We start from the raw sequence: 23,444 nt of genomic DNA on the forward strand, positions 1-23,444 counted from the left end.
AGTTGCCCAGGCCGTAAAATTGAGGAGCATCTTATGAGTGAATTGCCAAAAGAGGTCGCGGTAATTTTTGAGTGTAATCCCGAGATTAAAAGGTTGATGCCCAATCCGTTGTTAGTAAATGATTCTGAGTTGCTGGCCTCGCTCACACAACAGTTCAACAAAAACCTAGGTGGAACTCGGTCAGGTGAGCTGCATAGAATCACTTTCAAAAAAGATTCGTCTCGAGAGCTTATGACTATACAGAGTAAAGAGTTGGCAGGACTCTTAACGACTACAGTTGTTGAGCGTGGGAGACTTGACAGTGTTGCTGAGTTAAAAGTCCTGCCCGCGCCCTTTGATGGTGCAATACTGCCGAGCCTGCTTTCTTTGGCCGTTTTTCGGTTGTTAAGAAAAGAGCTTTCTTATATTTCACGTATTGGTGAAGAAAAGGGAAATCACCAGCCTCAGGTTGACCGAGCGCGTTTCGAACGCATTACGAAAGTAATCGTTGATTGTTTTGAGTGTATTCCGTTGGTGTCCATTGATAGCGCTCTTAGAGATATTCATCTTGCGCGGCTCATAAGGTCGAATGATGAGTGTTATGAACTCTTTGTTTCAGAGCGATGCAGTTTTCAGAAGTTGTTATCGGGCTGGCCTGCTGGGTACTATGTCTACTATCAAAGCAATCAATATTACAATCCTCAGCAGTTAGATGTTCGATTGTTTTTAGATCGTCAGATTATGCAGCACCCAGTGTTTCTTTTGTTTGAAAGCTTGGTGGCCGGGCGAATATGTGAAGTATTGTTGAGTGGGAATTATTCGGAGTTGAATATTCATCGTCAGCGCCGCTCGCTTGGTAAGGCTATCAATGAATTGCGAAGCTGTTTGGATGGTGTCTTCAGAACCTTGGAAAATGGTAGTGAACAGCTTAAGAAAGAGATGGATAATCGGGATATTACACGCCGAGAGTATGACGAAATAAAAGTATTCCTTCAACAGCACGACGCTGGTAGGGAATTACTGGAGAGTAGGCTTTCTGCAGCTCTAGATCAGAAACTTGATGGCCTCGATCTCCTGGAGCGAATAACTTGGAAGGAGAAGATTGAATTGTATTTGGTCAACGGCGCCTTGGTGATTAATGATGATTATGTAGAAGATCAGAGTAGGGTAGAGTAGAGAGCTAAATAATTCCCTTGAATAATTCTGGCTTTTCCGTTGGTATAGATATGCAGCTTTTGGTCCTGTCGGTGGTTTAAGGGCAAAAGCTGCAGTTCATGATTTATCGCTATATCTACTTTTTAATGGCGGTTAAGTTATTATCCAGTAGCGCCATTAAATGGATTTCCCTCGATAAATCGACTGGATAACCTCCACTCCAGTCTTTGGGCAAGCTTTTCAGCTGTTCCAGGCACCAAGAAGGCAAAGATTAGGTTGTAGCTGCGATCCTGACGGTAATCCTCACTCTGACGCTCAAAGTTTTCCCTGATTGTTTCTCGCCGTTTAGTCCACGTACCTTATGCATCCTGATCTTTCACGAGGTCATCGTGGTGGAAGGCCTTGAGTGTCCAACCAAACGCCAGTAGATACGTTTTGTAGGAATCAAATGTTGTGTTTGTCACGTTGAGTAATCGTTCAAGTATTGCAAATCGCGAATAGGTCCTTGTTAAAACGGTGCTGCAATTCAGCATTGCCATCTTTGCGCGTCACGCCATCCAACGGCCACGCCTTGGCCAGATCCTGGGCGGTCAGCGTTTGCACTTTCGTCGTTTTTACTTGTTCGGCCTCTACGTTAGCAGCGGTGTATGCCTGTGCCTTGGCGGTTTTCTTTTGCTAGTTGGGATTGATCTGCTCATCAATGAGCGCGCGGGCCTGGTTGCGTGCCTTGCGGATGTCCGTCAGGGATTTGCGCGGCCAGGATCCGCAGGACTACTCTTTGTTCTGGTCGCCCCAGCGATACCGATAGAAAAAGCTGACCGACACACCGTCCTTACGCATTGAGATTCGACCGGCCAGATTGCCATCCTCCCGGAGGATTCGACCGGCATCATTGGCGGTCAGCGACTCGAGTTCTTTATGGTGATTATGGCGATGAAACGGACTCCCCCCTACTTTTACCCCCACAAAAACGCCGGCTCTTGATGGACGTTACTGGACTCTCTTAGAGCAGATCACCGCTGGAGCTCAAGTAAATACTAGCTTAGAAAAATCCAGAGCAGAATTTTCGAAGCTATCAAGAAGTGTAAAAAAGAAGATGGGGTGCTAGGGGTCGAGTGTTCGAATCACTCCGTCCCGACCATAACTCCTGAGTAAAATCAGACACTTAAGCCGATCAGATGGATCGGCTTTTTTGTGCCTGCGCGAAACTACACAGTGATTTCTTTAATAAGATCTGGATTCGCTCCGGCTTGGCGATCTTTGCTGAATCCTTCAGTTCAATCCCGTCTATGCGTAGTAGAGGTTCAGCGCAATCAGCTCAAACACAGCCACAAATACGCAGAACGCAACGAATCTTCGGGTAAACACCCGGCGAGGCTTTTCATAGCCTTGATAGTTACTGAATGCGCTGCAAAGGTTTCCCAGAAAATCAATAAAGTCCATCAGATCTGCATCCTCGCCTGCGTGCTTCATGCATCTTGCCAATTCCAATCTGGTTGAGATCTCTCATTGTCCTTACGATCGTGCTCGGTAGTCGGCGTAGGGCTCTACTCCACCCACGTGGGCGGCCCGTCGTAGAGGGCAAGTCATCTGCAACCCCGTTTACACAGCTCAGTATCAACAACTAATAAGGATATTAAGTGTTTCACAAACTGACGTTACTGGTGTTGATCGCCAGCTCAAGCGGCTGTGCAGCAACCGCAATGCGAATGGATTATGACAAGCATCGATGCCCCTACATCGGTGTTCGGCTCGATTGGTGGTTGGTCGGTACATCCAAAGGCAAGTTGATTCCATTTTTATTGATCGATGCGCCATTTTCATTGGTGGTCGATACAGTATTCTTTCCCTTCGAATATCAATACACCTGCAATTTATGACTTGCGAGTAGTGCAACCTAAAGCGGTATAAATCTCCGGTAGAAAAGCCTTGGCATTCACCAAGGCTTTTTTCGTTGCTGACGCCACCGCCAATAAAACTCAGGACGATCCAACCCTGCCGTCCCGCACCTGCATCAGTGCAAACCCCAGAAGATTCAGGCCTTTCCACAGATTCGGATCGTTAACATTTGCGTGATCTTGCGCGAGCCCAATTCCCCAAATGTCATCAACCGGGCTCGCTTCGACAATGACCCGAGATCCAGTGCGCATCAGGTATTCGTTCAGTTCCGGATTTTGGGAAAACTTGGCTTGGTTTGCCTGGACGACGATGTCGTATCGGTGTTGCAGCCAGCGTTGGTCGTTGAACCCGTGCACCTTGCGGCCGAGGGCTTTGGCGGCGTTCGGGGTCGGGGCCTGGAGTACTTGTGCACGAATTTCCTGATCGTCGAACAAGGCTGCCTTCTCGGCCATCATGAAGTGTTCGGCTGTCGGGTAGCGTTGCCCCTCGACAACGAATTCGGCTTCGTACCACTGGCTGAAGCACGAAGCCGTGACGGCGTCTTTGCTTCGCTGGTGTCCCCAGAAGAAGGTGAAATCCAGAGGCTCTCCAGCGTTGAAGCGAGCGCGTAGATCTTCGAGAAGTTTAGAGTCGTGCAATGAGATTTCCTCGGTAACTGACTTTCGACGTTACAGTTGCCGTGCGTGTCAGGGCAATACGCAATATCGCCCAGAGACTAATCCAGTGGGCCCAATACCTGGCGGTAGTGTTCTTCGCCTTGAGGCGTCTGCCGGGTCAGGCGGATTTCCAGGCCTTGGGGATTTTCTTTGCGGTTGCCGCTGAGCTGGCGCCAACCCATCTCGGGTTCCCAGACGCGCACTTGCAGATCGCTGATGCTGTCGAGCACCGCCACTGCCTGTTTCGGCGCAGGCAGCGGGTAGCGATCACGTGGCGTGGCGGCGGCGCGGTACAGGGTTTGATCTTTCAACCACCAGCGCACGCGCTGCAAGCCGTTCTGCGAGGTGGCTGCACTGCGGATCACGTCAAGACGAAAGCTCTGGTCGTCGGCACTGCGCACGCTGATTGCCGCTGGCTGCCCGGATCGTTCGTCATCGTTGTCGTTCAACAGTGGCTCACGCAGTTCGATGCTGGCGCGCAAGGCGATATCTCGTTCCAGTTGATGCAGCGTGCGCAGCAGTGCTTCGGTGTGTTCGGTGCTCGCCTGCAGGTGCATGTCGGCGCGGGTCACGCTGTCCAGACCGCGCCAGGCAATCAGGCTGACGATCGCCATGAGCATGATCGCGACCATCACTTCGATCAGGGTAAAACCCTCTTGCCGGTTATTCATGGCTGGTTGGCCAAGGTCAATTTGCCCGTGGCTGTGCGTTGCACGGTGAGCGTGTTCTGGCCGTCCGAGAGTTGCAGTTGCACGGGTGAATCGAACCACTCGGCGTTCAGTATCAGCGGCTGCCTGGGTGTCACTCGCACCTTCAGCGATGGCGTTTCCCAGTGACGAGGGCGCAGTTGCGGATCGGCGAGGAAGTGATCGAAGCCGGGGCCTTGTTCATTGCGACGGCTGAAACGAAAGCCGTTTTTCTCCGCCTGCCAAGTGATCGGGCGTCCATCGGCCAGGGCTTCGGCATGGGCGATTTGCAGCAACTGGATCAAGCGATTGGCGTCCTTGCGCAGCAGTTGCGCCGGGTCAGGCTTGATGCTCAGGCTGACGGCGGCGCTGGCAATACCGATGATGATCAGCACCACCATCAATTCGATGAGGGTGAAGCCTGTTTGTCTGTCCTTGGTCATACCGCAACGTTCCTTCGTTGTGAGTCATCCTGGCGGATTCGAACCATCAATCCCGATAGAAAAGCGAATGTTGTCCTGTAGACTGCGACGCAGGACAACAGGGAGGTTGGGTCTTGGCATTTACTTTTCGCTTATCCGCAACGCAGCTTGTGCAATCGGCGGCGCTGATCGCGGCGCTGGCAGGGGGACTGTTCTGGTCTGCGCTGTTGCTGACGCCGGCACAATCCCACGTTCCGCCAGTGGCACCCCAAGTGCTGCCGACGCGCGCCGAGACAGCGGCTTTGCAGTGGTTTTCCAACCAGCCGGCACCGTTGGATATCAAGGTTTCCGGAGTGCTGGCAGGGGCGCACGCTGCAGTAGCAATCCTAAGTCTCAACGACGGTCCGCCGCGCAGTTTTCTGGTGGGTGATCGCTTGGCCCTGGGCGTGCACGTGATAGCCATTGAACAGGATGCGGTGGTCATCGAGCGTGGCGCAGAACAGAGCCGATTAAAAGTCAGCACGCTGCCAGACTCGCCATCGCTGCCTCGACTGACTCGACCCTGAGCGGCGTCATTGGCGCTTTTCCTGCGGCCGACCGAGTAAGGTTTCGAGTCGCGCCAGGGGTGGCGCCTGACGTTCGCGATCCGAAACCAGCAGCGTCACGCGCATCAGTTGTCCGTCGGTGCTCGGGGTCACGCGTTGGTCACAGCGCAGTTGCAGGCGACCTTGATCACAGTCGAAGGTTTTCACTCCCGGGGCAAAATCTTCCTCCAGACGCAGCTCGGCGAGCCGGGTTTGCGCCGCCAGCAAAGCGATCGAGCGATCGCGCAGCAGACCATTGCTCTGGGTCATCAGACCCGCAACGCGAACGGCCGCAGACATCGCCACGGCGATGATTGCCAAGGCCACCAGAACCTCGATGAGGGTAAAACCTTGCTCCTTGCGCAACGCTTCCATGCTTGTCTCTGCGGTTGAAACCGGCCCGCAGAATAACACCCGTCTTTTGGCGAATGTGCAGAAAAACAGTGCGTTAATGATTGTTGTACGATGACTGGCTTTTGTTACACTGCGCGCCGAATGTAATCATGCCAAGGAAGGTTGAAATGGATTTCGCGCGCGTCAAATCTCAGTCCGCAGGCCGTCGAGGTCAGCAGGGTTTCACCCTGATCGAAATCATGGTGGTGGTGGTCATCCTCGGCATTCTGGCGGCGATGGTCGTGCCCAAGGTGCTCGACCGACCTGATCAGGCCCGAGCCACTGCGGCAAAACAAGACATCGCCGGCCTGATGCAGGCGCTCAAACTCTACCGCCTCGACCACGGCACTTACCCGACGCTGAATCAGGGGCTGAAGGTGTTGGTGGAGCGTCCGGCGGATGCGAAAAACAGCAACTGGCGCTCTTATCTGGAACGCTTGCCCAACGACCCGTGGGGTCGTCCTTACAACTATCTGAATCCTGGCGCGAACGGTGAGATCGATATCTTCTCCCTCGGCGCAGACGGCCAACCCGACGGCGACGGCGTCAATGCCGATATTGGTTCCTGGCAGCTCTGAGAGCGGCCATGAAATCATCCTCGCCACAGGCGCAGAAACAGCGCGGCATGGCCATTATCAGCGCCTTGCTGATTGCCGCCGTGGTTGCGGTGATCGCCGCTGGCATGCTCACCCGGCAGAGCGTGTTTACCCGTTCTCTTGAAGCGGAACAGTCTCGCGTGCAGGGCGCTGCCGCACTGTTGGCGGGGCTGGAGCTGAGTCGGCAACTGCTCAGGGACACGCGTCAACAGGACGCGCTGACCCGGCTCGATCAACTTTGGGCGCAGCCTGTCAAAAGCCATTTGTTGAATTCGCCGGGGAGCGGTTTCGAGGGGCGCATCGAGGATCAGCAGGGCAAGTTCAATTTGCGCAATTTACTCAGCAATGAGCGCGTCGATGGCGGACAGTTGCGCAGCTTCGAACGCCTCTGCGAAATGATCGGAATCGATGCTGCCCTCAGCCAGCGCATCAGCCAGCGCGTCATTGCCTCCTACCCGAGAATGCCCGACCTGCAAGCCGCCGGGCAGAGTATGGCGCAGACTGGGTTTGACGGCGTCCGCGCGACGTCGCCGAGTGCGCGCCAAAGGCCCTTGCCGGCCACTCAGCCGATGTTACGCAGCCTTGATGATTTACGTGGCCTCGAAGGCATGAACGAGCAACTGCTTGGTCGCTTGAATCAGTACGTCAGCCTGATTCCTGCCAAGACCTGGGTCAACGGTAATACTGCCAGCGCCGAGGTATTGGTGGCGGTGGTACCGGGTTTATCGCTCGCGCAGGCCAGGGCCGTAGTGGGAGAGCGCGATCGTGGCCAGTGGTTCCTCAATCGCGGGGACTTCGTCAACCGTCTGCACTTGCCGCATCTGACCGTCGACGGACTGAACGTCGGCATCAGCAGCGATTGGTTTCTGCTGCGCGGACACGCACGTCGTGACCAGCGCCGCGTCAGCCTGGATGCGCTGCTGCATCGACCTGCCGACGACCTGCCGAAAGTGGTCTGGTCGAGGCTCGGCGTATGACTCGTCTGCGTGTCGCCTTGCCGCCGCTGGCGGGTTTGACCTCAGACTCTGAGGTTGAATTTGCGCGCCTGGATCGGCACGACCAGGTCAGTCAGACCGGTGTCAGTACGCTGTCGCTGATTGAACAGGAGTGGCCGTTACAGCCCGTCGAGTTTTTTCTGCATCCGGCGGACAGCGTACTGACCAGTTTGCAGTTGCCACCGCTGGCGCCGGTGAAGATCGAGGCGGCGGTGAAGTGTGCCGCGCAGGCGCTGATTCTGGGTGGCACTGAACAAATGTACGTTGCGCACAGTGCTCGTGAGGTCTCAGGGCAAGTGTCGCTGGCCTGGCTCGCGCAGGCATCTCTGGATCGTTTCGGGCTGTTATTGGCTCAGCACCGATTGAAGCTGCGAGGCCTTTACCCGGCGCCTTATGCTTTGCCGGTGCCCGCGCAGGGGCAGGTCAGCGCCTGCGTGTTGGACGGGCAATTGCTGCTGCGCTTCAGCCGTGCGCAGGCTTCGGTAGAACCCTTGGCGCAGGGGCGTCTGGATGAACTCGTCACCAGTGGTCGCGGCTTGCAGTGGATCGGCGCGGATGCTCCTGCAACAGTCGTCGAACCACGACCTGCGGAGCAGCGCTGGTGTGGCGTTGCGCCGGGATGGGGGTTGCATGCAGGCATCGGCAAGGCTGCCGGCACCGCTCGCGGTTGGGGCAAGGCCGTCTTCTGCTGTGCCTTGGCGGTTGCGATCTGGGTGTCTGGGCTGAACCTTTACGCGGCACGTGAGGTGACCCAGGGCGAGCAGCTCAAGGTTCAAATGCGCTTGCGGGTGAAGCAGGCTTTTCCAGAGTTACCTGTGATTCTCAATCCGTTGCAGCAGGCTCGCCAGCAATTGACAGCCCGGCACAGCGGTGTGACGGCCGACGCGAATCATGGGTTTGCCTACCTGGTGCAACATGCCGCGAGCGCGCTGCCGTTTATGGCGGGCAGCGTCCAGCGCATGACCTTTGAGCAGGGACGTTTGCAGTTGGAGTTGGCTGCCGATACTGCGCAGGCACCCGCCGACGGCGCTTTGCCGGGAGCGCTGACGCAGGCAGGGTTGGTCGCCAGACGCGAAGACAACGTGTGGATTTTCAGCCCGCAGGTTGAGCCGGCAGCGGTTGAGGACGATGCCGTCATGGACCGCGACGATGAATAATCTACTGGCGATCTATCGGGCTCGCTGGCTGCTGCTGCGTGCACAGATTCATCGGCATTGGGCGCCGCTGAGCTTGCGCGAAAAACGCCTGGTTGCGGGCACCGCATTGATGTTGGGGGGCGTGCTGATCTGGCTGCTGCTCGTCCAGCCACCGCTGAAAAAGATTGAGCATTGGCAGACCGAAACGCCGAAGTTGCGTGGCCAGGCCGAAGCGCTGGATCTGTTGTTGCGCGAGGTGGCGACGGCGCCCATTGGGCAAAACGTCGAGCGGTCATTGCAGCAATCTCTCGATGGCAGCGGGCTGCTTGGTCACTACCAGTTGCAGGCAATTGGCACCGCTTGGCAGTTGACGTTCGAGGATGCGCCCGCTGATGCCGTCATCAGTTGGCTGCTAATCCACCCCGTGCAGTTTTCACTTGAAGTGGTCGAGGCTCGTTTGCAGCGTGCAAGTGAGGTCAAGGTCGATGATACGGCAGGCACTCTGTCGGGAACCGTTCGCATGGATCAGGCGCAGGGCGCTAAGGAAGCTTCATGAAGTGGTCAGGTTCCAATTATGTACGTACGGCCGCGCCGTTTCTGTTGTTGGCACTGAGCGCATGCAGCAACACCAGCACCACACCACAGAATCAGCCGCCATTGCTGGTCGACAGTGAACTGGGGCGGCCGCTGGCCAATACTCAGCGCAGCGGCGACGCGGTACTCGACCGCGAACGCGCACAGGCCCAAGCGCGTCCGGCGCCGAAGCCATTGCACAACATCTCGAAGAGTGCGCGCAGTGGTACGGCGTCGTCGGGCATTGCCTTGCCGAGTAATCCTTTGGGCGATCAACCGGTGACGCTGAATTTTGTCGATGCGGATATTCAAGCGGTGGTGCGCGCGTTGTCGCGTTCGACCGGGCAGCAGTTTTTGGTCGATCCTCGGGTGAAGGGCACGCTGACGCTGGTCTCGGAAGGTCAGGTGCCGGCGCGGCAGGCTTACGACATGTTGCTGGCGGCGTTGCGCATGCAGGGTTTCAGTGTGGTCGATGTTGGCGGTGTGGCGCAGGTGGTGCCGGAGGCGGATGCGAAGTTGCTGGGCGGGCCGATTTACAGTGCCGACAAACCGGCGGGCAATGGCATGCTCACGCGCACGTTTCGCCTGCAATATGAAAACGCGGTGAACCTGATTCCGGTGCTGCGGCCGATCGTGTCGCCGAACAACCCGATCAACGCCTATCCGGGCAATAACACCATCGTCATCACCGATTACGCCGAAAACCTGACCCGCGTTGCGCAGTTGATCGCGAGCATTGATTCGCCGAGTGCGATTGACACGGATGTGGTGCAGATTCAGAACGGCATCGCTGCTGATATCGCGCCGATGGTCGCGGATTTACTGGATGCGCCGGGCAATGATCCGACCCAGAAAATCGCGGTGATTGGTGATCCGCGTTCCAACACCATCATCATTCGCGCGGGTAGTCCGGAGCGTACGGAACTGGCGCGTAATCTGATCTACAAACTCGACAACGCGCAGAGCAATCCGAGCAATCTGCATGTGGTTTATCTGCGTAACGCCCAAGCGGCGAAACTGGCACAGGCCTTGCGCGGTTTGCTCACGGGTGAGAGTGACAGCGGCACCAGTGACAGTGCGCGTTCGGTGCTCAGTTCCATGGGGGCAAGCACTGGTGGCAGCGCTGGGCAGAACGGTCAGAGCGGTACGCAAAGCAGCGGCACAACAACGACTAATAGCAGCGGCAGCACGGGTGGCAGTTACGCCCAGGGCAGCAGTGGCAGCACAACCGGTAGCGGCGGCGCGCAAAGCAGCGAGCAGAACGTCGCCTTCAGCGCTGGCGGCGTGACCATTCAGGCCGACGCCACCACCAACACCTTGCTGATTTCTGCGCCGGAGCCGTTGTATCGCAACCTGCGCGAGGTGATCGATCTGCTCGACCAGCGCCGCGCGCAAGTGGTGATTGAAAGCCTGATTGTCGAAGTCGGCGAGGACGATGCCAGTGAGTTTGGCGTGCAATGGCAGACCGGTAACCTCGGGGGTAATGGCGTGATCGGTGGCGCGAATCTGGGCGGCTCGGGGATCAACACCAACGGCAAAACCAGCATCGACGTGTTGCCGCAAGGTTTGAACCTGGGCTACGTCAACGGCACCGTGGATATTCCGGGGATCGGCAAGATTCTCGACCTGAAGGTGCTGGCCCGGGCCTTGAAAAGTAAGGGTGGCACCAACGTGCTGTCGACGCCGAACCTGCTGACCCTCGATAACGAAGCGGCGAGTATTTTCGTTGGCCAGACCATTCCGTTTGTCAGCGGCAGTTATGTGACTGGCGGCGGGGGCACTAGCAATAACCCGTTCCAGACCGTGACCCGTGAAGAGGTTGGCCTGAAGCTCAATGTGCGCCCGCAGATTTCCGAGGGCGGCACGGTGAAGCTCGATATCTATCAGGAAGTCAGCAGCATCGACGAACGCGCTTCCAACAGCGCGACATCGACGGGCATCGTCACCAACAAACGTGCAATCGACACCAGTATTTTGCTCGACGACGGGCAGATCATGGTGCTCGGCGGGTTGCTGCAGGACGGCTACAGCCAAAGCAACGACGCGGTGCCGTGGCTGGGCAGCTTGCCGGGCATTGGCGCACTGTTTCGCAACGAGCGCCGGGCGATCACCAAGACCAACCTGATGGTGTTCCTGCGCCCTTATATCATCCGCGACAGCGAAGCGGGGCGCAGCATCACGCTCAACCGCTACGACTTCATGCGCCGCGCGCAGGGTGGTTTGCAGCCGGAACGCAGCTGGGCAATGCCGGATATGCAAGCGCCGCAGTTGCCGACGGCGGCACAAGGTGTGCCGGCTGTGTTACCGAGCTCTGGCCCACGCGCAACCATCAAAGCGGTGCCCATCCAATGACGCCGACATCGCCCCTTGATCTGGAAAACCGACGTGTAGGAGCTGCCGAAGGCTGCGATCTTTTGATCTTGCTCTTCGACGGACCCAAACGACCAAAGATCAAAAGATCGCAGCCTTCGGCAGCTCCTACAGGGGATCGTATTGCCACGGGGGAGATCATTCGCGTTGGGGAGGGCTTGAGATGAGTGCGCTGCCTTACGCCTGGGCCAAGGCGCAGCGCATTCTGTTGTGCGATGGCGTGTTGACGGTGTGCCCGTCGACGCCGGGCTGGTCGATCAGCGAGGCACGGCGCCAATTCGGTGCGACCACGATACAGCGGGTGCGCGATGATGAGCTGGATGGCTTGCTCGCCGCTGCCTATGCCGACACCGGCAGTGCCGCTGCTGTGGTCGGCGCGGCAGAGAATGAAGTCGACCTCGACCGCCTGATGCAGGACATGCCGGAAATCACCGACCTGCTCGATACTCAGGACGGTGCGCCGGTGATCCGCATGATCAACGCCTTGCTCACCCAGGCCGCGCGCGACGAAGCCAGTGACATCCACATCGAACCCTTCGAAACCCATTCGGTGGTGCGCTACCGCGTCGACGGCACCCTGCGCGATGTGGTCTCGCCGCGCAAGGCGTTACACGGCGCACTGGTGTCGCGGATCAAGATCATGGCCCAGCTCGACATCGCCGAAAAACGCCTGCCACAGGACGGTCGTATCGCCTTACGGGTGGCCGGGCGGCCGATCGATATTCGTGTTTCAACCGTGCCGACCGGCCATGGCGAACGGGTGGTGATGCGCTTGCTCGACAAACAGGCTGGGCGCCTGCATCTGGAAACGTTGGGCATGGACGCACAGGTGTTGGCCAAACTCGATCACCTGATCCGCCAGCCCCACGGCATTGTGCTGGTCACCGGCCCCACCGGCAGCGGCAAGACCACCAGCCTTTACGCGGCACTGGCACGGCTGGATGCGAGCACCAGCAACATTCTCACCGTGGAAGATCCGGTGGAGTACGACTTGCCGGGGATCAGCCAGATTCAGGTCAACGCCAAGATCGACATGACTTTTGCGTTAGCGCTGCGGGCGATCCTGCGTCAGGACCCGGACATCATCATGATCGGCGAAATCCGCGATCTGGAAACCGCGCAAATCGCCGTGCAGGCGTCGCTGACCGGGCATTTGGTGTTGGCAACCTTGCACACCAACGACGCGGTGTCGGCGGTCAACCGCTTGATCGACATGGGCGTCGAGCCGTTTCTGCTGGCCTCGTCGATGCTCGGCGTGCTCGCGCAACGTTTGGTGCGGCGCCTGTGCAATCAATGCAAGCAGGAAGACCCGGCAGCCCCCGGCACCTGGCGCCCGGTCGGTTGCGCAAACTGCAATCAAACCGGCTACAGCGGCCGCACCGGCATCCACGAATTGTTCTGCATCGACGACGACATCCGCACCCTGATTCACCAAGGGGCAGGGGAGCAGGCCTTGCGCGCATCTGCTGCCAAGGCCGGGATGTTCAGCCTGCGTGAGGACGGTGAGCGCTGGATTCGCAGCGGCGCCACCGCGCCTGAAGAAATCTTGCGTGTGACACGGGACGCCTGATGAATCGCTATCGTTTTGAAGCCGCCGACGCGACCGGCAAGATCGAATCCGGGCACCTTGAGGCGGACAGCCAGAGTGCGGCGTTCAGCGTTTTGCGTGGACGCGGTTTGACTGCGTTGTCGGTGCACAAGGAAAGCAACGTCGCCCAGCACGGCGGCGGTGGACTGTTCAGCGCCAAACTCTCGGACAACGACCTCGCGTGGGCCACGCGGCAATTGGCGAGTCTGTTGGGCGCCAGCCTGCCATTGGAAGCAGCGCTGAGTGCCACGGTCGAACAGGCCGAAAAAAAGCACATCGCCCATACGCTCAGTGCCGTTCGTGCGGATGTGCGCAGTGGCATGCGTCTGGCGGAATCGCTGGCTGCGCGGCCACGGGATTTTCCCGAGATCTATCGCGCGCTGATTGCGGCAGGCGAGGAATCGGGTGATTTGGCGCAGGTCATGGAACGGCTGGCCGACTACATCGAAGAACGCAACAACTTGCGCGGCAAGATTCTTACGGCGTTTATCTATCCGGGTGTGGTCGGGCTGGTGTCGATCGGCATTGTGATTTTCCTGCTCAGTTATGTGGTGCCGCAGGTGGTCAGCGCGTTTTCCCAGGCGCGGCAGGACTTGCCGGGGCTGACCTTGGCGATGCTCAACGCCAGTGATTTCATCCGCAGTTGGGGCTGGCTGTGCGCAGGGATCATGGCCGGCGCGTTTTGGAGCTGGCGCCTGTATTTGCGTAATCCGGCGGCGCGTTTGAGTTGGCATCATCGGGTGCTGAAATTGCCGTTATTCGGGCGTTTCATCCTTGGCCTGAACACCGCGCGTTTTGCCTCGACGCTGGCGATTCTCGGCGGCGCCGGGGTGCCATTGTTGCGCGCACTGGAGGCGGCGCGGCAGACCTTGTCCAACGACCGCTTGAGTTTGAGCGTCACTGAGGCCACGGCCAAGGTGCGTGAGGGCGTCAACCTGGCAGCAGCGTTGCGGGTGGAAAATGTCTTCCCGCCGGTGCTGATTCACCTCATCGCCAGCGGTGAAAAAACCGGTTCACTGCCACCGATGCTCGAGCGCGCGGCGCAAACCCTGTCGCGTGATATAGAACGGCGAGCGATGGGCATGACCGCGCTGCTGGAGCCGCTGATGATTGTGGTGATGGGCGGGGTGGTGCTGGTGATTGTGATGGCGGTGTTGTTGCCGATCATTGAGATCAATCAACTGGTCCAGTAGCCGGTTTTGATGGTGTATGACTTGGCCTCATCGCTGGCAAGCCAGCTCCCACAGGGGGCGGAGTTGTTGATGCGATCTGTGTCACAACAGAAAACCTGTGGGAGCTGGCTTGCCAGCGATGGGGCCAGTCAGGGCAATAAATAATCCAGATTTTTTCAGGACTTCACCCCTGCACGGTCTTCAAGCAGACATGAAAAAGCCCTCGTCACCGAGGGCTTTTCATTAACACGGTTACATCGACCAATCAGATCTTGCCAGCGCCAGCCTTGGCCTTAACATCGGCCGCGACTTTGTCCGCGTTCAGCGGGGTGTAGCTGTAAGGCGGGGTCCAGCCGATGCTCGAACTCCACGAACAGCTCAGTGCGCTGCCATTGAGTGTCGAGCCTTGGTCGCGGTAAACGCTGCCACCGTAGTCGCCGGCGATTTTGTCGCAGCCGCTGATGCCGGAGATTTCGAAAGCGTTTTTCTCGGAGAAAATCTTCGAGCTTTTGCCCACGCCGTGCGCGTAGCTGAACGGGTAGACCTTATGGCTGGTGCTGCCCACGTGATAGTTGTTGTACAGATGCACCTGGCCGAAGCGCACGCGTGGTGCGCGTGCGGAGATGTTTTCGAACAGGGTGTTGTGGATCGTGACCTTGAGCTTGCCATCATCGGTGGTACGGCTGTCGCTGGAACCGATCAGGTTGTTCTTCTCGTGCGATTTGAACGCCGAGTAGGAAATGGTCACGTAGTTGGCACCGTTTTTCACGTCCAGTGCGCCGTCGTGATGTTGCTTTGGACGACCGTTGGCAGTGCCGTTCTGGTCATCGGTGCGGCGGCCATCGGTGAAGGTGACATGGTCGACCCACACATTGTTGGCGCCTTCGATGGTCAGCCCGTCATATTCGGAGTTCCAGTTGCCGGCGCTGCCGTCATTGGCGTCCCAGATCGGCTCGGGATCCCACGGGTTTTCGATGGTGATGTTGCGGATGATCACATCGTTTTCCTTGGCATAGAAGAAACCCTCGCGGATCTCCGCCGTGCTGCTCGTTCCGACGATGGTAGTCTTGCCCGGGATATCCAGACGGCCGCGCTTTTTCATATCGGCGGTCGTCGTATAAGCTTTGCCTTCGCTGATGTCGATAGGCCCGGTAATCTTGATGATACGACCGTTGGTGCCCACCGAAGCGCTGAGTGCGGCTTTCAGTTCGGCGGCGTTCTTCACGGTGTAGATGTTGTTGGCTGCCGCTTTGGAGCCACCCTTGGTGCCACCGTTTTGCGTGGCCCAGCCAGTCGTTGCAACATCCAGCCAGATATCGGCCGCTTGTGCGGGCAGGCTGGAAAACAGCAGGCTGCCGACGATGGCGCTGGCCAGTTTGCAGGCCGTGAAGGTTGTTGGTTTTGTCATGAGTAATCAGATCCTTGATTAACTTGAGTGTTTTACACGCGAAATTTCGACGTGTTTCTCGAGCGGACGTCCTTATCGCCATTGCAGCGAATCGAACGTCCGCTGCATGAGAAATCCTATCATGTGAACTGGTGCGTTGTCGTACAACTGAATGGGCTATGATGCGTAATTATTCGAAAATTCGAGATTTTTGTTGCTGATGGACAGATCCAACGCCACCCCCAATGTTCGTCGCCGGCATCGCAGCCTGGCGGAGGACCTGGTCACCGAGCTGTCCCGACGCATCTGCAGCGGCGAACTCGCGCGTGCGACGAAGCTGCCGACTGAGTCTCAGGTCATGGCCGAGCACGGCGTCAGCCGCACAGTGGTGCGCGAGGCGATATCGCGTCTGCAGGCAGCGGGCCTGGTGGAGACCCGTCACGGTATCGGCACCTTTGTTCAGGACATTCCCAGCCCGAGCGGTTTTCGCATTGATCCGGACAGCATCGTCACGCTTCAGGATGTCTTGGCGGTGCTTGAATTGCGCATCACTTTGGAGGTCGAGGCCGCCGGTCTGGCATGTGCGCGGCGTACCGATGAGCAGCTGCAACTGATGCGTGATTCGCTGGACGCCATCAATTCCCGCGCCGTCAGTGTCGACTACGCCGTGTCGGCGGATTTCCAGTTCCACCAGCAAATTGCGCTGGCCACCGGCAACCGCTATTTCACCGACATCATGCTGCACCTGGGCGCGAACATTCTGCCGCGCACACGTCTGCATTCCAAACGCCTGGAGAATGACCGCAAGGAACCCTATCTGGAGCGCCTCAGTCGCGAGCATGAAGACATTTACATTGCGATTGTCCGGCGTGATTCCGACGCCGCGCGCGCAGCCATGCGTTTGCATCTGTCCAACAGCCGCGAGCGTCTGCGCCGCGCCTACGAAGCTGCAGACGCGGCGGCGTTGAACGTCTGAAGCCTCAGGCGCGGGCCTTGGGTTCAGGCAGGCCTTGAACGCCCGGGTTGAGCGCAAAGACCCCGCCCGCCAGTGGCTGATCGGCGAGGTCGATGCCTTGCGGGCGAATCGAGGTGACAAACAAGGTGTCGAGTCGAGGGCCGCCAAAGGCGCACATCGTCGGTTTCTTCACCGGCACCGGCAGCGCGCGATCCAGTTTCCCCTGCGGGGTAAAGCGCAGCACCAGGCCGGCATCAATCGCGCAGATCCAGTAACAACCGTGTGAATCGACGGCGGCACCGTCCGGTCGACCGGGGTGGTCGTTCATGTCGACGAACACGCGGCGGTTGTGCGGCGTTCCACTGTCGATGTCGTAATCGAAGGCCCAGATCAGTTGCCGGCTCGGGTGCGAATCGGACAGATACAGGATGCTCCCGTCGGGACTGAACGCCAGGCCGTTGGGCACCACAAGGTCCTCCAGTTGCGGCGCCAGCATCGATACATCGTTCGGGTTCTGCGCGTCGTAGCGATACAGCGCGCCGACCGCCTCGGCGCCCATAGCGGTTGGCATCGAGCTGGCCCAGAAGCGTCCCTGACGATCGCAGCGACCATCATTGAAACGCATGCTCGGGCGGGCGTGCTCGACGCCGATGAGCTTTTCCGCAGCCAGACGTCCGTCAACCTGCGGGCGCAGTTTGAACAGTCCACTTTCCTGCGCGCCCAGCCAATGTCCCGCTTCGCTGCGGGCGATACAGGCGAGCATTTCGTCCGCCTGCCAGCATTCGGTCTGGCCGTCGAGCTGCCAGCGATGCAAACGGCCGGCCGGAATATCCACCCAATACAAGGCGTTCTCGTCGGCTTGCCAGACCGGGCTTTCACCGGTGGTGTTGCGCGCATCGACAATCAGTTCGGCACTCATGAGCGCGTCTGCGCCGGCGTTTCAAACGGACCTGCTGCGGTAAACGCGCCGCCCTGATACAAGCGGTCCGGGTGGTCGGCAGCGAGTGCCGGTTGTTGTTCGACCTTTGCGCGAAAGGCTTCGGAGCTGTCCTGCGGCGCAAAGCCCAGGTGCGCGGCGTGCCGGTTGTTCCACCACTGATCCCGGTTGGCGGACACCCCGTACACCACGCTGTGCCCGACATCGCTGGCCAGCAGTGCGCGGGCGATCAGGTGCTCGAGATCGGTATAGCTCAGCCAGGTCGCCAGCATGCGCAGGTTGCGCGGCTCGGGGAATGAGGAACCGATGCGCAGGCTCACTGTTTCGATGCCATAGCGGTGGAAATAGAACGTTGCCAGGTCCTCGCCGTAAGCCTTCGACAAGCCGTAATAACCGTCCGGGCGACGCGGTGAATGGGCGTCGATCTGTTCGTCCTGTGGGTAGAAACCGGTGACGTGGTTGGAGCTGGCGAACACGATGCGCTTGACCCCGTGCAGGCGCGCGGCCTCATAAACATGAAAGGTGCCGCGAATATTCGCCTCGAGAATTTCTTCGAAGGATCGCTCCACCGAGATCCCGCCTAAATGCACGATGGCATCGACGCCCTCGACCAGCGCGGCGACAGCGGCCTTGTCGCTCAGATTGCATTTGATCACTTCGTCATGCGCGCCGCGGCTTGGCGCCATCGCACTGATGTCCGAGGAACGGACGGTGTCGGCGTGAACCTGCAAGGTTTCGCGCAGAATCTGGCCGAGCCCACCGGCGGCGCCGGTCAGCAGAATACGGTTGAAAGGTTTGGTCTGCGCAGCTTGTGTGGTCATGGTCGGGTCTTCCATTACGCGGTGGAAAAAGGGGGAGCGGCGGGGTGCCTGCCTGACAAGCGATGCGTGCTCGCCAGGCAAAAGCGGCGCGCTGCTTACATGAAGTTGTATTGCACGCCCAGACGCCAGCGAGCCTGGCGGTCGGGTGAGGTGGACTCGACTTTGATGTCGCCGATTTCCATGAAGGGCGCCCATTGTTTGGTGAGCTTGTATTTGACGATCAGGTTCTGTTCGTAGTCGCTCTTCTTGTTGTCGTAGCGGATGTAGTCGGTCTTGAAATAGATGAACTGATATTCGTAAGCCCACTTGTTGGCTGGCGTGTAGCCGAGCCAGCCTTCGAAGCGGTGGGTGGTCTGGTCATCCTTGTAGTGATCGGGCATGTCTTTGTTGACCTGATCGCGATCGAGTTTGCGCAGGTCCAGGCGATAGCGCGTCGCTACGTAGAAGGCGTCGTCGATTTTGTAGTTGTACTTGAGGCCGAACTTGTAGGCGGTCGCATCCTTGGAGCTGTCCATCTGAAACGCCGGGGTCAGCGTCGACTGCGCGCTGAGCTTGTAGTTGTAGCTCACCGTGAACTCATGGCCGTTGTTGACCATGTTGTCGTAGGCGACATCTTTGCGGTCCCCGGCCGTGCGGTATTTCATCTCCGCCTCAAACCCCAGTCCACTGTCCAGGCGGTAGTTGAGCTTGATTCGGTCGGCGTGGGCGCTGTCCTCCTCGGTGTACTGATGGCGGTAGTTGAGGCTGGCAGAGTCAGCGTTGACAGCGAAGGGCAGGCCGAGGGCCGCGACAGTGACGAGCGTGCGTAGGGTGGTGTTCATACGGTCTTCTTTTTTGTTTTTGTTAGGGTCGTTTGACGAGTACTACAGGCACCGCGATGTTGCGTATGGCTCTCATTTGAGGCGCAGATATAAGTTATCGTACGACAAGATGACTCGTCTACGTCATTTTGCTGGTTTGGAAACATATTGATACATATATGCCCTGTGAATAGGGGTCTAAAGCAAGTCCTGTTATTCCGTAGTCATCTTTAAATATGGCGCTTTGCTGGACGTTTAGCCGAAAACGCTTAGATTCGAAGAGGTGTTATTGGGTCTTTTCAAGTGTTGTACGATGACCTATGATCGGTCGCAACCGACGACACTCCTGTCACAAATCCAATAAGAAGGCTCAAGACGTCCATGAGAATCACAGCAGTCAACGTCCAGGTTTTTTCCTATCCCACCCGCCGCGCAGTCGACAGCGCCGGCCATGCTCATCCCGGCGATGTCAGTCAGGCGCAAATGGCGTTGCTGCGCATCCAGACCGAAGACGGCAAGGAGGGTTACGCCCTCGGTGCGCCGGAGCTGATTCGTCCTTATGTGCTGGATGGTTTTGTGCGCAAGGTGCTGGTCGGGCAGAACGCCTTTGATCGCGAAAAGATCTGGCATGACCTGGCGCACTGGCAGCGTGGCAGCGCCAGCCAGTTGACTGATCGCGCGCTGGCGCTGGTCGAGCAGGCGCTGTGGGATTGGGCGGGGCGCAAGCTCGGCGTACCGGTGCACAAGTTGATCGGCGGTTTTCGTGACAAGGTGCCGGCGTACGGCTCAACCATGTGCGGCGATGAATTGCCTGAGGGCCTGGCGACGCCGGAAGATTACGGACGCTTTGCCGAAGCGCTGGTCAAGCGCGGCTACAAGGCGATCAAGTTGCACACCTGGATGCCGCCGGTCTCGTTCGCGCCGAGCCCTCGGATTGACGTCAAAGCCTGCGCGGCGGTGCGCGAAGCGGTAGGCCCGGACATCGCCTTGATGCTCGACGGTTATCACTGGTATAGCCGCACCGAAGCGCTGTACATCGGACGCGAACTGGAAAAACTCGACTTCGCCTGGTTCGAAGAGCCGATGATGGAAGAATCCGCCGAATCCTATGCCTGGCTGGCGGGGCAACTGGACATTCCGGTACTCGGGCCGGAAACCTTGTCCGGCAAACACCTGAGCCGGGCCAGTTGGGTCAAGCACGACGTTTGCGACATCCTGCGTGCCGGCGTCGCCGGGGTAGGCGGGATCGGGCCTTGCCTGAAAGTCGCGCACATGGCCGAGTCGTTTGGCATGGACTGCGAAATCCATGGCAACGGCGCAGCGAACCTGACGGTGGTCGGCGCGATCAAGAACTGCACCTGGTACGAGCGCGGCTTGCTGCACCCGTACCTGGATTACGACGAGGTGCCGGCGTACCTCAAGCGCCTGGTCGACCCGATGGACAGCGACGGTTTTGTGCATTTGTCTGACCTGCCGGGTCTGGGCGAAGACATCGACTTCAACTTCATCGAGATGAACACGCTTAAAAGCTTCTGACGTGTACGCGGGCTGCCCGGTGCATGCCGGGCTGTCCGAGAGCCCTATAAATATAAGAAAGGCACTCTCGCTATGAACATTCTTCCTTCGCTGTGGGCGCGGGTTCTGGCGGCTACCCTGACGGTGACCGCGCTACCTGCCGTCCATGCCAAAACCCCGGCCGATCAATTGATCGTCGGCATGAGCATGATCAATCTGCTGTCCCTCGACCCGGCGGCGGCCACCGGCCTGGACGTGTCGGAGATCAATGCCAATCTCTATGACATGTTGCTGGTGCAAGACGTCGCTGCGCCGGATCGGCTGTTGCCGGCACTGGCCGAGCGCTGGCAAGTCAGCGACGACCGCAAGACCCTGACCTTCAATCTGCGCCAGGGCGTGCAATTTCAATCGGGCAACCCGTTGAGCGCCGAAGACGTCGCCTGGTCGTTGCAGCGCGTGCTCAAACTCAATCTCGCACTGGCGTCGACCTGGAAGGCTTACGGTTTTACCGCCGACAATGTCGAGCATTCGATGCGCGCGACCGATGCCAATACCTTTGTCATTGAATTGCCGCGACCCACCGATCCGCAGTTGGTGCTCAACACGCTGGCGACGTCGCCAAGTGCCTTCATTCTTGACCGCAAAAAAGTCCTCGAACATCAGAAGAACAATGACTTGGGCGCCGCCTGGCTGGTGACGCACGCCGCCGGCAGTGGTGCCTTCGTGCTCAATGACTGGCGGGCCAACGACGTGATCCTGATGAGTCGTTTCGACGGCTACTGGGGCGGCCCGGCCAAGCTCAAACGCATCGTCATGCGCAACATGACCGAGTCGCAGTCATTGCGTCTGATGATCGAACGGGGCGACCTCGACATCGCCAAAGGCATGTCGGCGCCGGACATCCAGGCCTTGCAGAAAAGCGACAAAGTCCGCACGCAAACCCTGCAACGCGGCACGCTGTACTACGTCGCACTGAGTGTGAAGCAGCCGATGTTCGCCGACGCGCGCGTGCGCAAGGCCGTGCGCTCGTTGATCGACTATCAGGGCATCAACCAGACCGTCATGCCGCACTACGGCGTGATCAATCAGCGGCCGATGCCGTTGGGGCTGGCCGCGCGCCTGCCGGACCCCGGTTATCGACTGAATGTCGATGAGGCAAAAAAGCTCCTCGCCGAAGCCGGTTATCCCAACGGGTTCAAGACCAGTATTCGCGTGCTGGCCGAGCCGCCGTTCATCAATATTGCCTCCAATCTGCAATCGACGCTGGCGCAGGCCGGGATCGAAGCCAGCATCATCACCGGCACCGGTAACCAGATCTACGGCGCCATGCGTGAGCGCAGTTTCGACATCATCGTCGGCCGTGGCGGGGGCGGCGCCGAACGTCATCCTCATTCGAGCCTGCGCACGCTGGTATACAACCCGGATAACCGTGACGAAGCCAAGCTGAGCAACTTTCAGGGCTGGCGCACTTCGTTCTACAGTCCCGAGTTGAATCAGTTGATCGAGAGTGCCGAAGTCGAGCCCGATGCGCAGAAACAGCAGGCGCAGTATCAGGACATCCAGCAGCAACTCGATCAGCAAGTGGGCGCGATTCTGCCGGTCTCGCAGATGACCGATACGGTGCTGGTCTACGCCGATGTTGCCGATTTTCAAGGGCACACGGCCGCGACCACGCGCTACAAAGACGTCTACAAAAAACGCTGAAATGCACGGATGAACTTCGCGTGCCGGGTGCACCGGTGACCGTTTTATCAGGAGCTGACTATGTTTGTTATGACTGCCTCTGCCATGGGAGCCCGCGCCTCCAATACCGCGCGGCGTGCCAGCACGGTACTGGTGACGTTGCTGGGCCTGCTGGCGCTGACGTTTATCATCGGTCGGGTCATGCCGCTCGATCCGGTGCTGGCGGTGGTCGGGCCGGACGCCGACAGTTCGACCTACGATCAGGTGTACCGGGCGATGGGGCTGGACAAGCCGATCTGGACCCAGTTCGGCCTGTACCTCAATGACTTGCTGCACGGTAATTTCGGCAACGCGCTGTTGACCGGGCACCCGGTGCTCGATGACATCCGCCGAGTGTTTCCGGCCACCATCGAACTGGCGACCCTGGCCATCCTCTTCGGTGTGCTGATCGGTTTGCCGCTGGGTGTATGCGCGGCAAGTAATCAAGGGCGACTGGGCGATCATGTCGCGCGAGTGATAACTCTGTTCGGCTATTCCACGCCGATTTTCTGGCTGGGCATGATGGGCTTGCTGGTGTTTTACGCCTGGCTCGGCTGGGCCGGTGGCGCCGGTCGCATCGACCTGGCGTACGACGGCATGGTGCCCGAAGTCACCGGGCTGTTGCTGATCGATTCGAGCCTGGCCGGTGATTGGGAAGCCTTCGCCAGCGCCTTGCGCCACATCGTTTTGCCGGCGCTGATCCTCGGGCTGAACTCGGTGGCTTACATCAGTCGGATGACGCGCAGCTTCATGCTCGAGCAACTGTCTCAGGAATACATCATCACCGCTCGGGTCAAGGGGCTGTCCCGCCGCCAGGTGGTCTGGGGTCACGCCTTTCGCAACATCCTCGTGCAACTGCTCACAGTGGTGGCGCTGGCTTACGGCTCGCTGCTCGAAGGCGCGGTGCTGATCGAAACGGTCTTTGCCTGGCCGGGTTTCGGCCAGTACCTGACCAGCAGTCTGATGCTCGGCGACATGAACGCGGTGATGGGCTGTGTGCTGGTGATCGGTTTGATTTTTGTCGCGCTCAACCTGATCAGTGATGCCTTGTACAAGGTCTTCGATCCGCGCACCCGTTAACACGCTTGGCAGCAGCACTAAAA

General features: G+C 58.5%; 22 protein-coding genes and 1 pseudogene. 14 read left to right on the top strand and 9 right to left on the bottom strand.

Going from position 1 to position 23,444, the window contains the following annotated elements; all coding sequences use genetic code 11:
- The first annotated feature begins 33 nt into the window (after positions 1-33).
- A complete protein-coding gene (locus tag M5G26_RS21240; RefSeq protein ID WP_273916389.1) occupies positions 34-1,155 on the top strand; it encodes a hypothetical protein in 1,122 nt (373 codons plus the stop codon).
- A gap of 477 nt (positions 1,156-1,632) precedes the next feature.
- Here M5G26_RS21240 and M5G26_RS21245 read toward each other — a convergent pair.
- A pseudogene (locus tag M5G26_RS21245) lies at positions 1,633-2,100 on the bottom strand (Arm DNA-binding domain-containing protein); the annotation flags it as partial.
- A gap of 674 nt (positions 2,101-2,774) precedes the next feature.
- Here M5G26_RS21245 and M5G26_RS21250 point away from each other — a divergent pair.
- Complete coding sequence (locus M5G26_RS21250) at positions 2,775-3,014, top strand: YceK/YidQ family lipoprotein (protein ID WP_134174236.1); 240 nt, start codon at positions 2,775-2,777, stop codon at positions 3,012-3,014.
- Between the two features lie 99 nt (positions 3,015-3,113).
- On the opposite strand, the gene M5G26_RS21255 is transcribed toward M5G26_RS21250, so the two are convergent.
- The 3 genes from M5G26_RS21255 to gspH form a co-directional block, all read right to left on the bottom strand.
- Positions 3,114-3,671: an NADAR family protein gene (locus tag M5G26_RS21255; RefSeq protein ID WP_150694409.1), complete on the bottom strand. Its 558-nt coding sequence runs from the start codon at positions 3,669-3,671 to the stop codon at positions 3,114-3,116.
- A 77-nt stretch (positions 3,672-3,748) separates the two neighbouring features.
- A complete protein-coding gene (locus M5G26_RS21260; protein WP_150694408.1) occupies positions 3,749-4,360 on the bottom strand; it encodes a PulJ/GspJ family protein in 612 nt (203 codons plus the stop codon).
- Positions 4,357-4,818: a type II secretion system minor pseudopilin GspH gene (gspH, locus tag M5G26_RS21265; protein ID WP_127926604.1), complete on the bottom strand. Its 462-nt coding sequence runs from the start codon at positions 4,816-4,818 to the stop codon at positions 4,357-4,359. Before gspH ends, M5G26_RS21260 begins: the two co-directional genes overlap by 4 nt.
- Before the next feature lie 113 nt (positions 4,819-4,931).
- Here gspH and M5G26_RS21270 point away from each other — a divergent pair, with 113 nt between their 5' ends.
- Positions 4,932-5,363: a general secretion pathway protein GspC gene (locus tag M5G26_RS21270; protein WP_134174228.1), complete on the top strand. Its 432-nt coding sequence runs from the start codon at positions 4,932-4,934 to the stop codon at positions 5,361-5,363.
- A 6-nt stretch (positions 5,364-5,369) separates the two neighbouring features.
- Here M5G26_RS21270 and gspI read toward each other — a convergent pair whose 3' ends face one another.
- On the bottom strand, positions 5,370-5,756 hold the full coding sequence (gspI, locus tag M5G26_RS21275; RefSeq protein ID WP_273916390.1) for a type II secretion system minor pseudopilin GspI: 387 nt from the start codon (positions 5,754-5,756) through the stop codon (positions 5,370-5,372).
- A gap of 146 nt (positions 5,757-5,902) precedes the next feature.
- Between gspI and gspG the strand changes: the two genes are divergently transcribed.
- From gspG to gspF, 7 genes are all read left to right on the top strand, one after another.
- Positions 5,903-6,352: a type II secretion system major pseudopilin GspG gene (gspG, locus tag M5G26_RS21280; protein WP_016984958.1), complete on the top strand. Its 450-nt coding sequence runs from the start codon at positions 5,903-5,905 to the stop codon at positions 6,350-6,352.
- An 8-nt stretch (positions 6,353-6,360) separates the two neighbouring features.
- Positions 6,361-7,347, top strand: a complete 987-nt coding sequence (gene gspK, locus M5G26_RS21285) for a type II secretion system minor pseudopilin GspK (RefSeq protein WP_273916391.1) — start codon at positions 6,361-6,363, stop codon at positions 7,345-7,347.
- Positions 7,344-8,522, top strand: a complete 1,179-nt coding sequence (gene gspL / locus M5G26_RS21290; RefSeq protein ID WP_273916392.1) for a type II secretion system protein GspL — start codon at positions 7,344-7,346, stop codon at positions 8,520-8,522. Before gspK ends, gspL begins: the two co-directional genes overlap by 4 nt.
- On the top strand, positions 8,515-9,057 hold the full coding sequence (gene gspM / locus M5G26_RS21295) for a type II secretion system protein GspM (RefSeq protein ID WP_273916393.1): 543 nt from the start codon (positions 8,515-8,517) through the stop codon (positions 9,055-9,057). Before gspL ends, gspM begins: the two co-directional genes overlap by 8 nt.
- Positions 9,054-11,426 (top strand): type II secretion system secretin GspD, encoded by a 2,373-nt coding sequence (gspD, locus tag M5G26_RS21300; RefSeq protein WP_273916394.1) that lies wholly within the window; start codon positions 9,054-9,056, stop codon positions 11,424-11,426. Before gspM ends, gspD begins: the two co-directional genes overlap by 4 nt.
- Before the next feature lie 181 nt (positions 11,427-11,607).
- On the top strand, positions 11,608-13,014 hold the full coding sequence (gene gspE / locus M5G26_RS21305) for a type II secretion system ATPase GspE (RefSeq protein WP_273916395.1): 1,407 nt from the start codon (positions 11,608-11,610) through the stop codon (positions 13,012-13,014).
- Positions 13,014-14,225, top strand: a complete 1,212-nt coding sequence (gene gspF / locus M5G26_RS21310; protein ID WP_273916396.1) for a type II secretion system inner membrane protein GspF — start codon at positions 13,014-13,016, stop codon at positions 14,223-14,225. The genes gspE and gspF overlap by 1 nt, the downstream gene beginning before the upstream one ends.
- 244 nt (positions 14,226-14,469) lie before the next feature.
- Here the strand turns inward: gspF and M5G26_RS21315 are convergent, their stop codons facing one another.
- On the bottom strand, positions 14,470-15,612 hold the full coding sequence (locus M5G26_RS21315; RefSeq protein WP_134174217.1) for a pectate lyase family protein: 1,143 nt from the start codon (positions 15,610-15,612) through the stop codon (positions 14,470-14,472).
- A gap of 199 nt (positions 15,613-15,811) precedes the next feature.
- Between M5G26_RS21315 and M5G26_RS21320 the strand changes: the two genes are divergently transcribed.
- Positions 15,812-16,567 carry a FadR/GntR family transcriptional regulator gene (locus tag M5G26_RS21320; RefSeq protein WP_038364752.1) on the top strand — a complete coding sequence of 252 codons (756 nt, stop codon included), beginning with the start codon at positions 15,812-15,814 and terminating at the stop codon, positions 16,565-16,567.
- Positions 16,568-16,571: 4 nt separating this feature from the next.
- Here M5G26_RS21320 and M5G26_RS21325 read toward each other — a convergent pair whose 3' ends face one another.
- The 3 genes from M5G26_RS21325 to M5G26_RS21335 form a co-directional block, all read right to left on the bottom strand.
- Positions 16,572-17,465 (bottom strand): SMP-30/gluconolactonase/LRE family protein, encoded by an 894-nt coding sequence (locus M5G26_RS21325; RefSeq protein WP_273916397.1) that lies wholly within the window; start codon positions 17,463-17,465, stop codon positions 16,572-16,574.
- The gene (locus M5G26_RS21330; RefSeq protein ID WP_273916398.1) at positions 17,462-18,304 is read right to left on the bottom strand and encodes an NAD-dependent epimerase/dehydratase family protein; all 843 of its coding nucleotides are present in this window, start codon (positions 18,302-18,304) and stop codon (positions 17,462-17,464) included. The genes M5G26_RS21325 and M5G26_RS21330 overlap by 4 nt, the downstream gene beginning before the upstream one ends.
- Positions 18,305-18,399: 95 nt before the next feature.
- Positions 18,400-19,125 carry an oligogalacturonate-specific porin KdgM family protein gene (locus M5G26_RS21335; protein ID WP_122597771.1) on the bottom strand — a complete coding sequence of 242 codons (726 nt, stop codon included), beginning with the start codon at positions 19,123-19,125 and terminating at the stop codon, positions 18,400-18,402.
- 360 nt (positions 19,126-19,485) lie between these two features.
- On the opposite strand from M5G26_RS21335, the gene M5G26_RS21340 reads away from it, so the two are divergent.
- The 3 genes from M5G26_RS21340 (at position 19,486) to M5G26_RS21350 (ending at position 23,421) form a co-directional block, all read left to right on the top strand.
- Positions 19,486-20,640: a mandelate racemase family protein gene (locus tag M5G26_RS21340; protein WP_273916399.1), complete on the top strand. Its 1,155-nt coding sequence runs from the start codon at positions 19,486-19,488 to the stop codon at positions 20,638-20,640.
- Between the two features lie 72 nt (positions 20,641-20,712).
- Entirely contained in the window at positions 20,713-22,323 is a 1,611-nt protein-coding gene (locus tag M5G26_RS21345) for an ABC transporter substrate-binding protein (protein WP_273916400.1), read from the top strand.
- Positions 22,324-22,407: 84 nt separating this feature from the next.
- Positions 22,408-23,421, top strand: coding sequence for an ABC transporter permease (locus tag M5G26_RS21350; protein ID WP_016987798.1), 1,014 nt, complete (start codon positions 22,408-22,410; stop codon positions 23,419-23,421).
- The last annotated feature ends 23 nt before the right edge of the window (positions 23,422-23,444 follow it).

Origin of the sequence: Pseudomonas sp. TNT2022 ID642, from assembly GCF_028656995.1 — a bacterium.
GTDB lineage: Bacteria > Pseudomonadota > Gammaproteobacteria > Pseudomonadales > Pseudomonadaceae > Aquipseudomonas.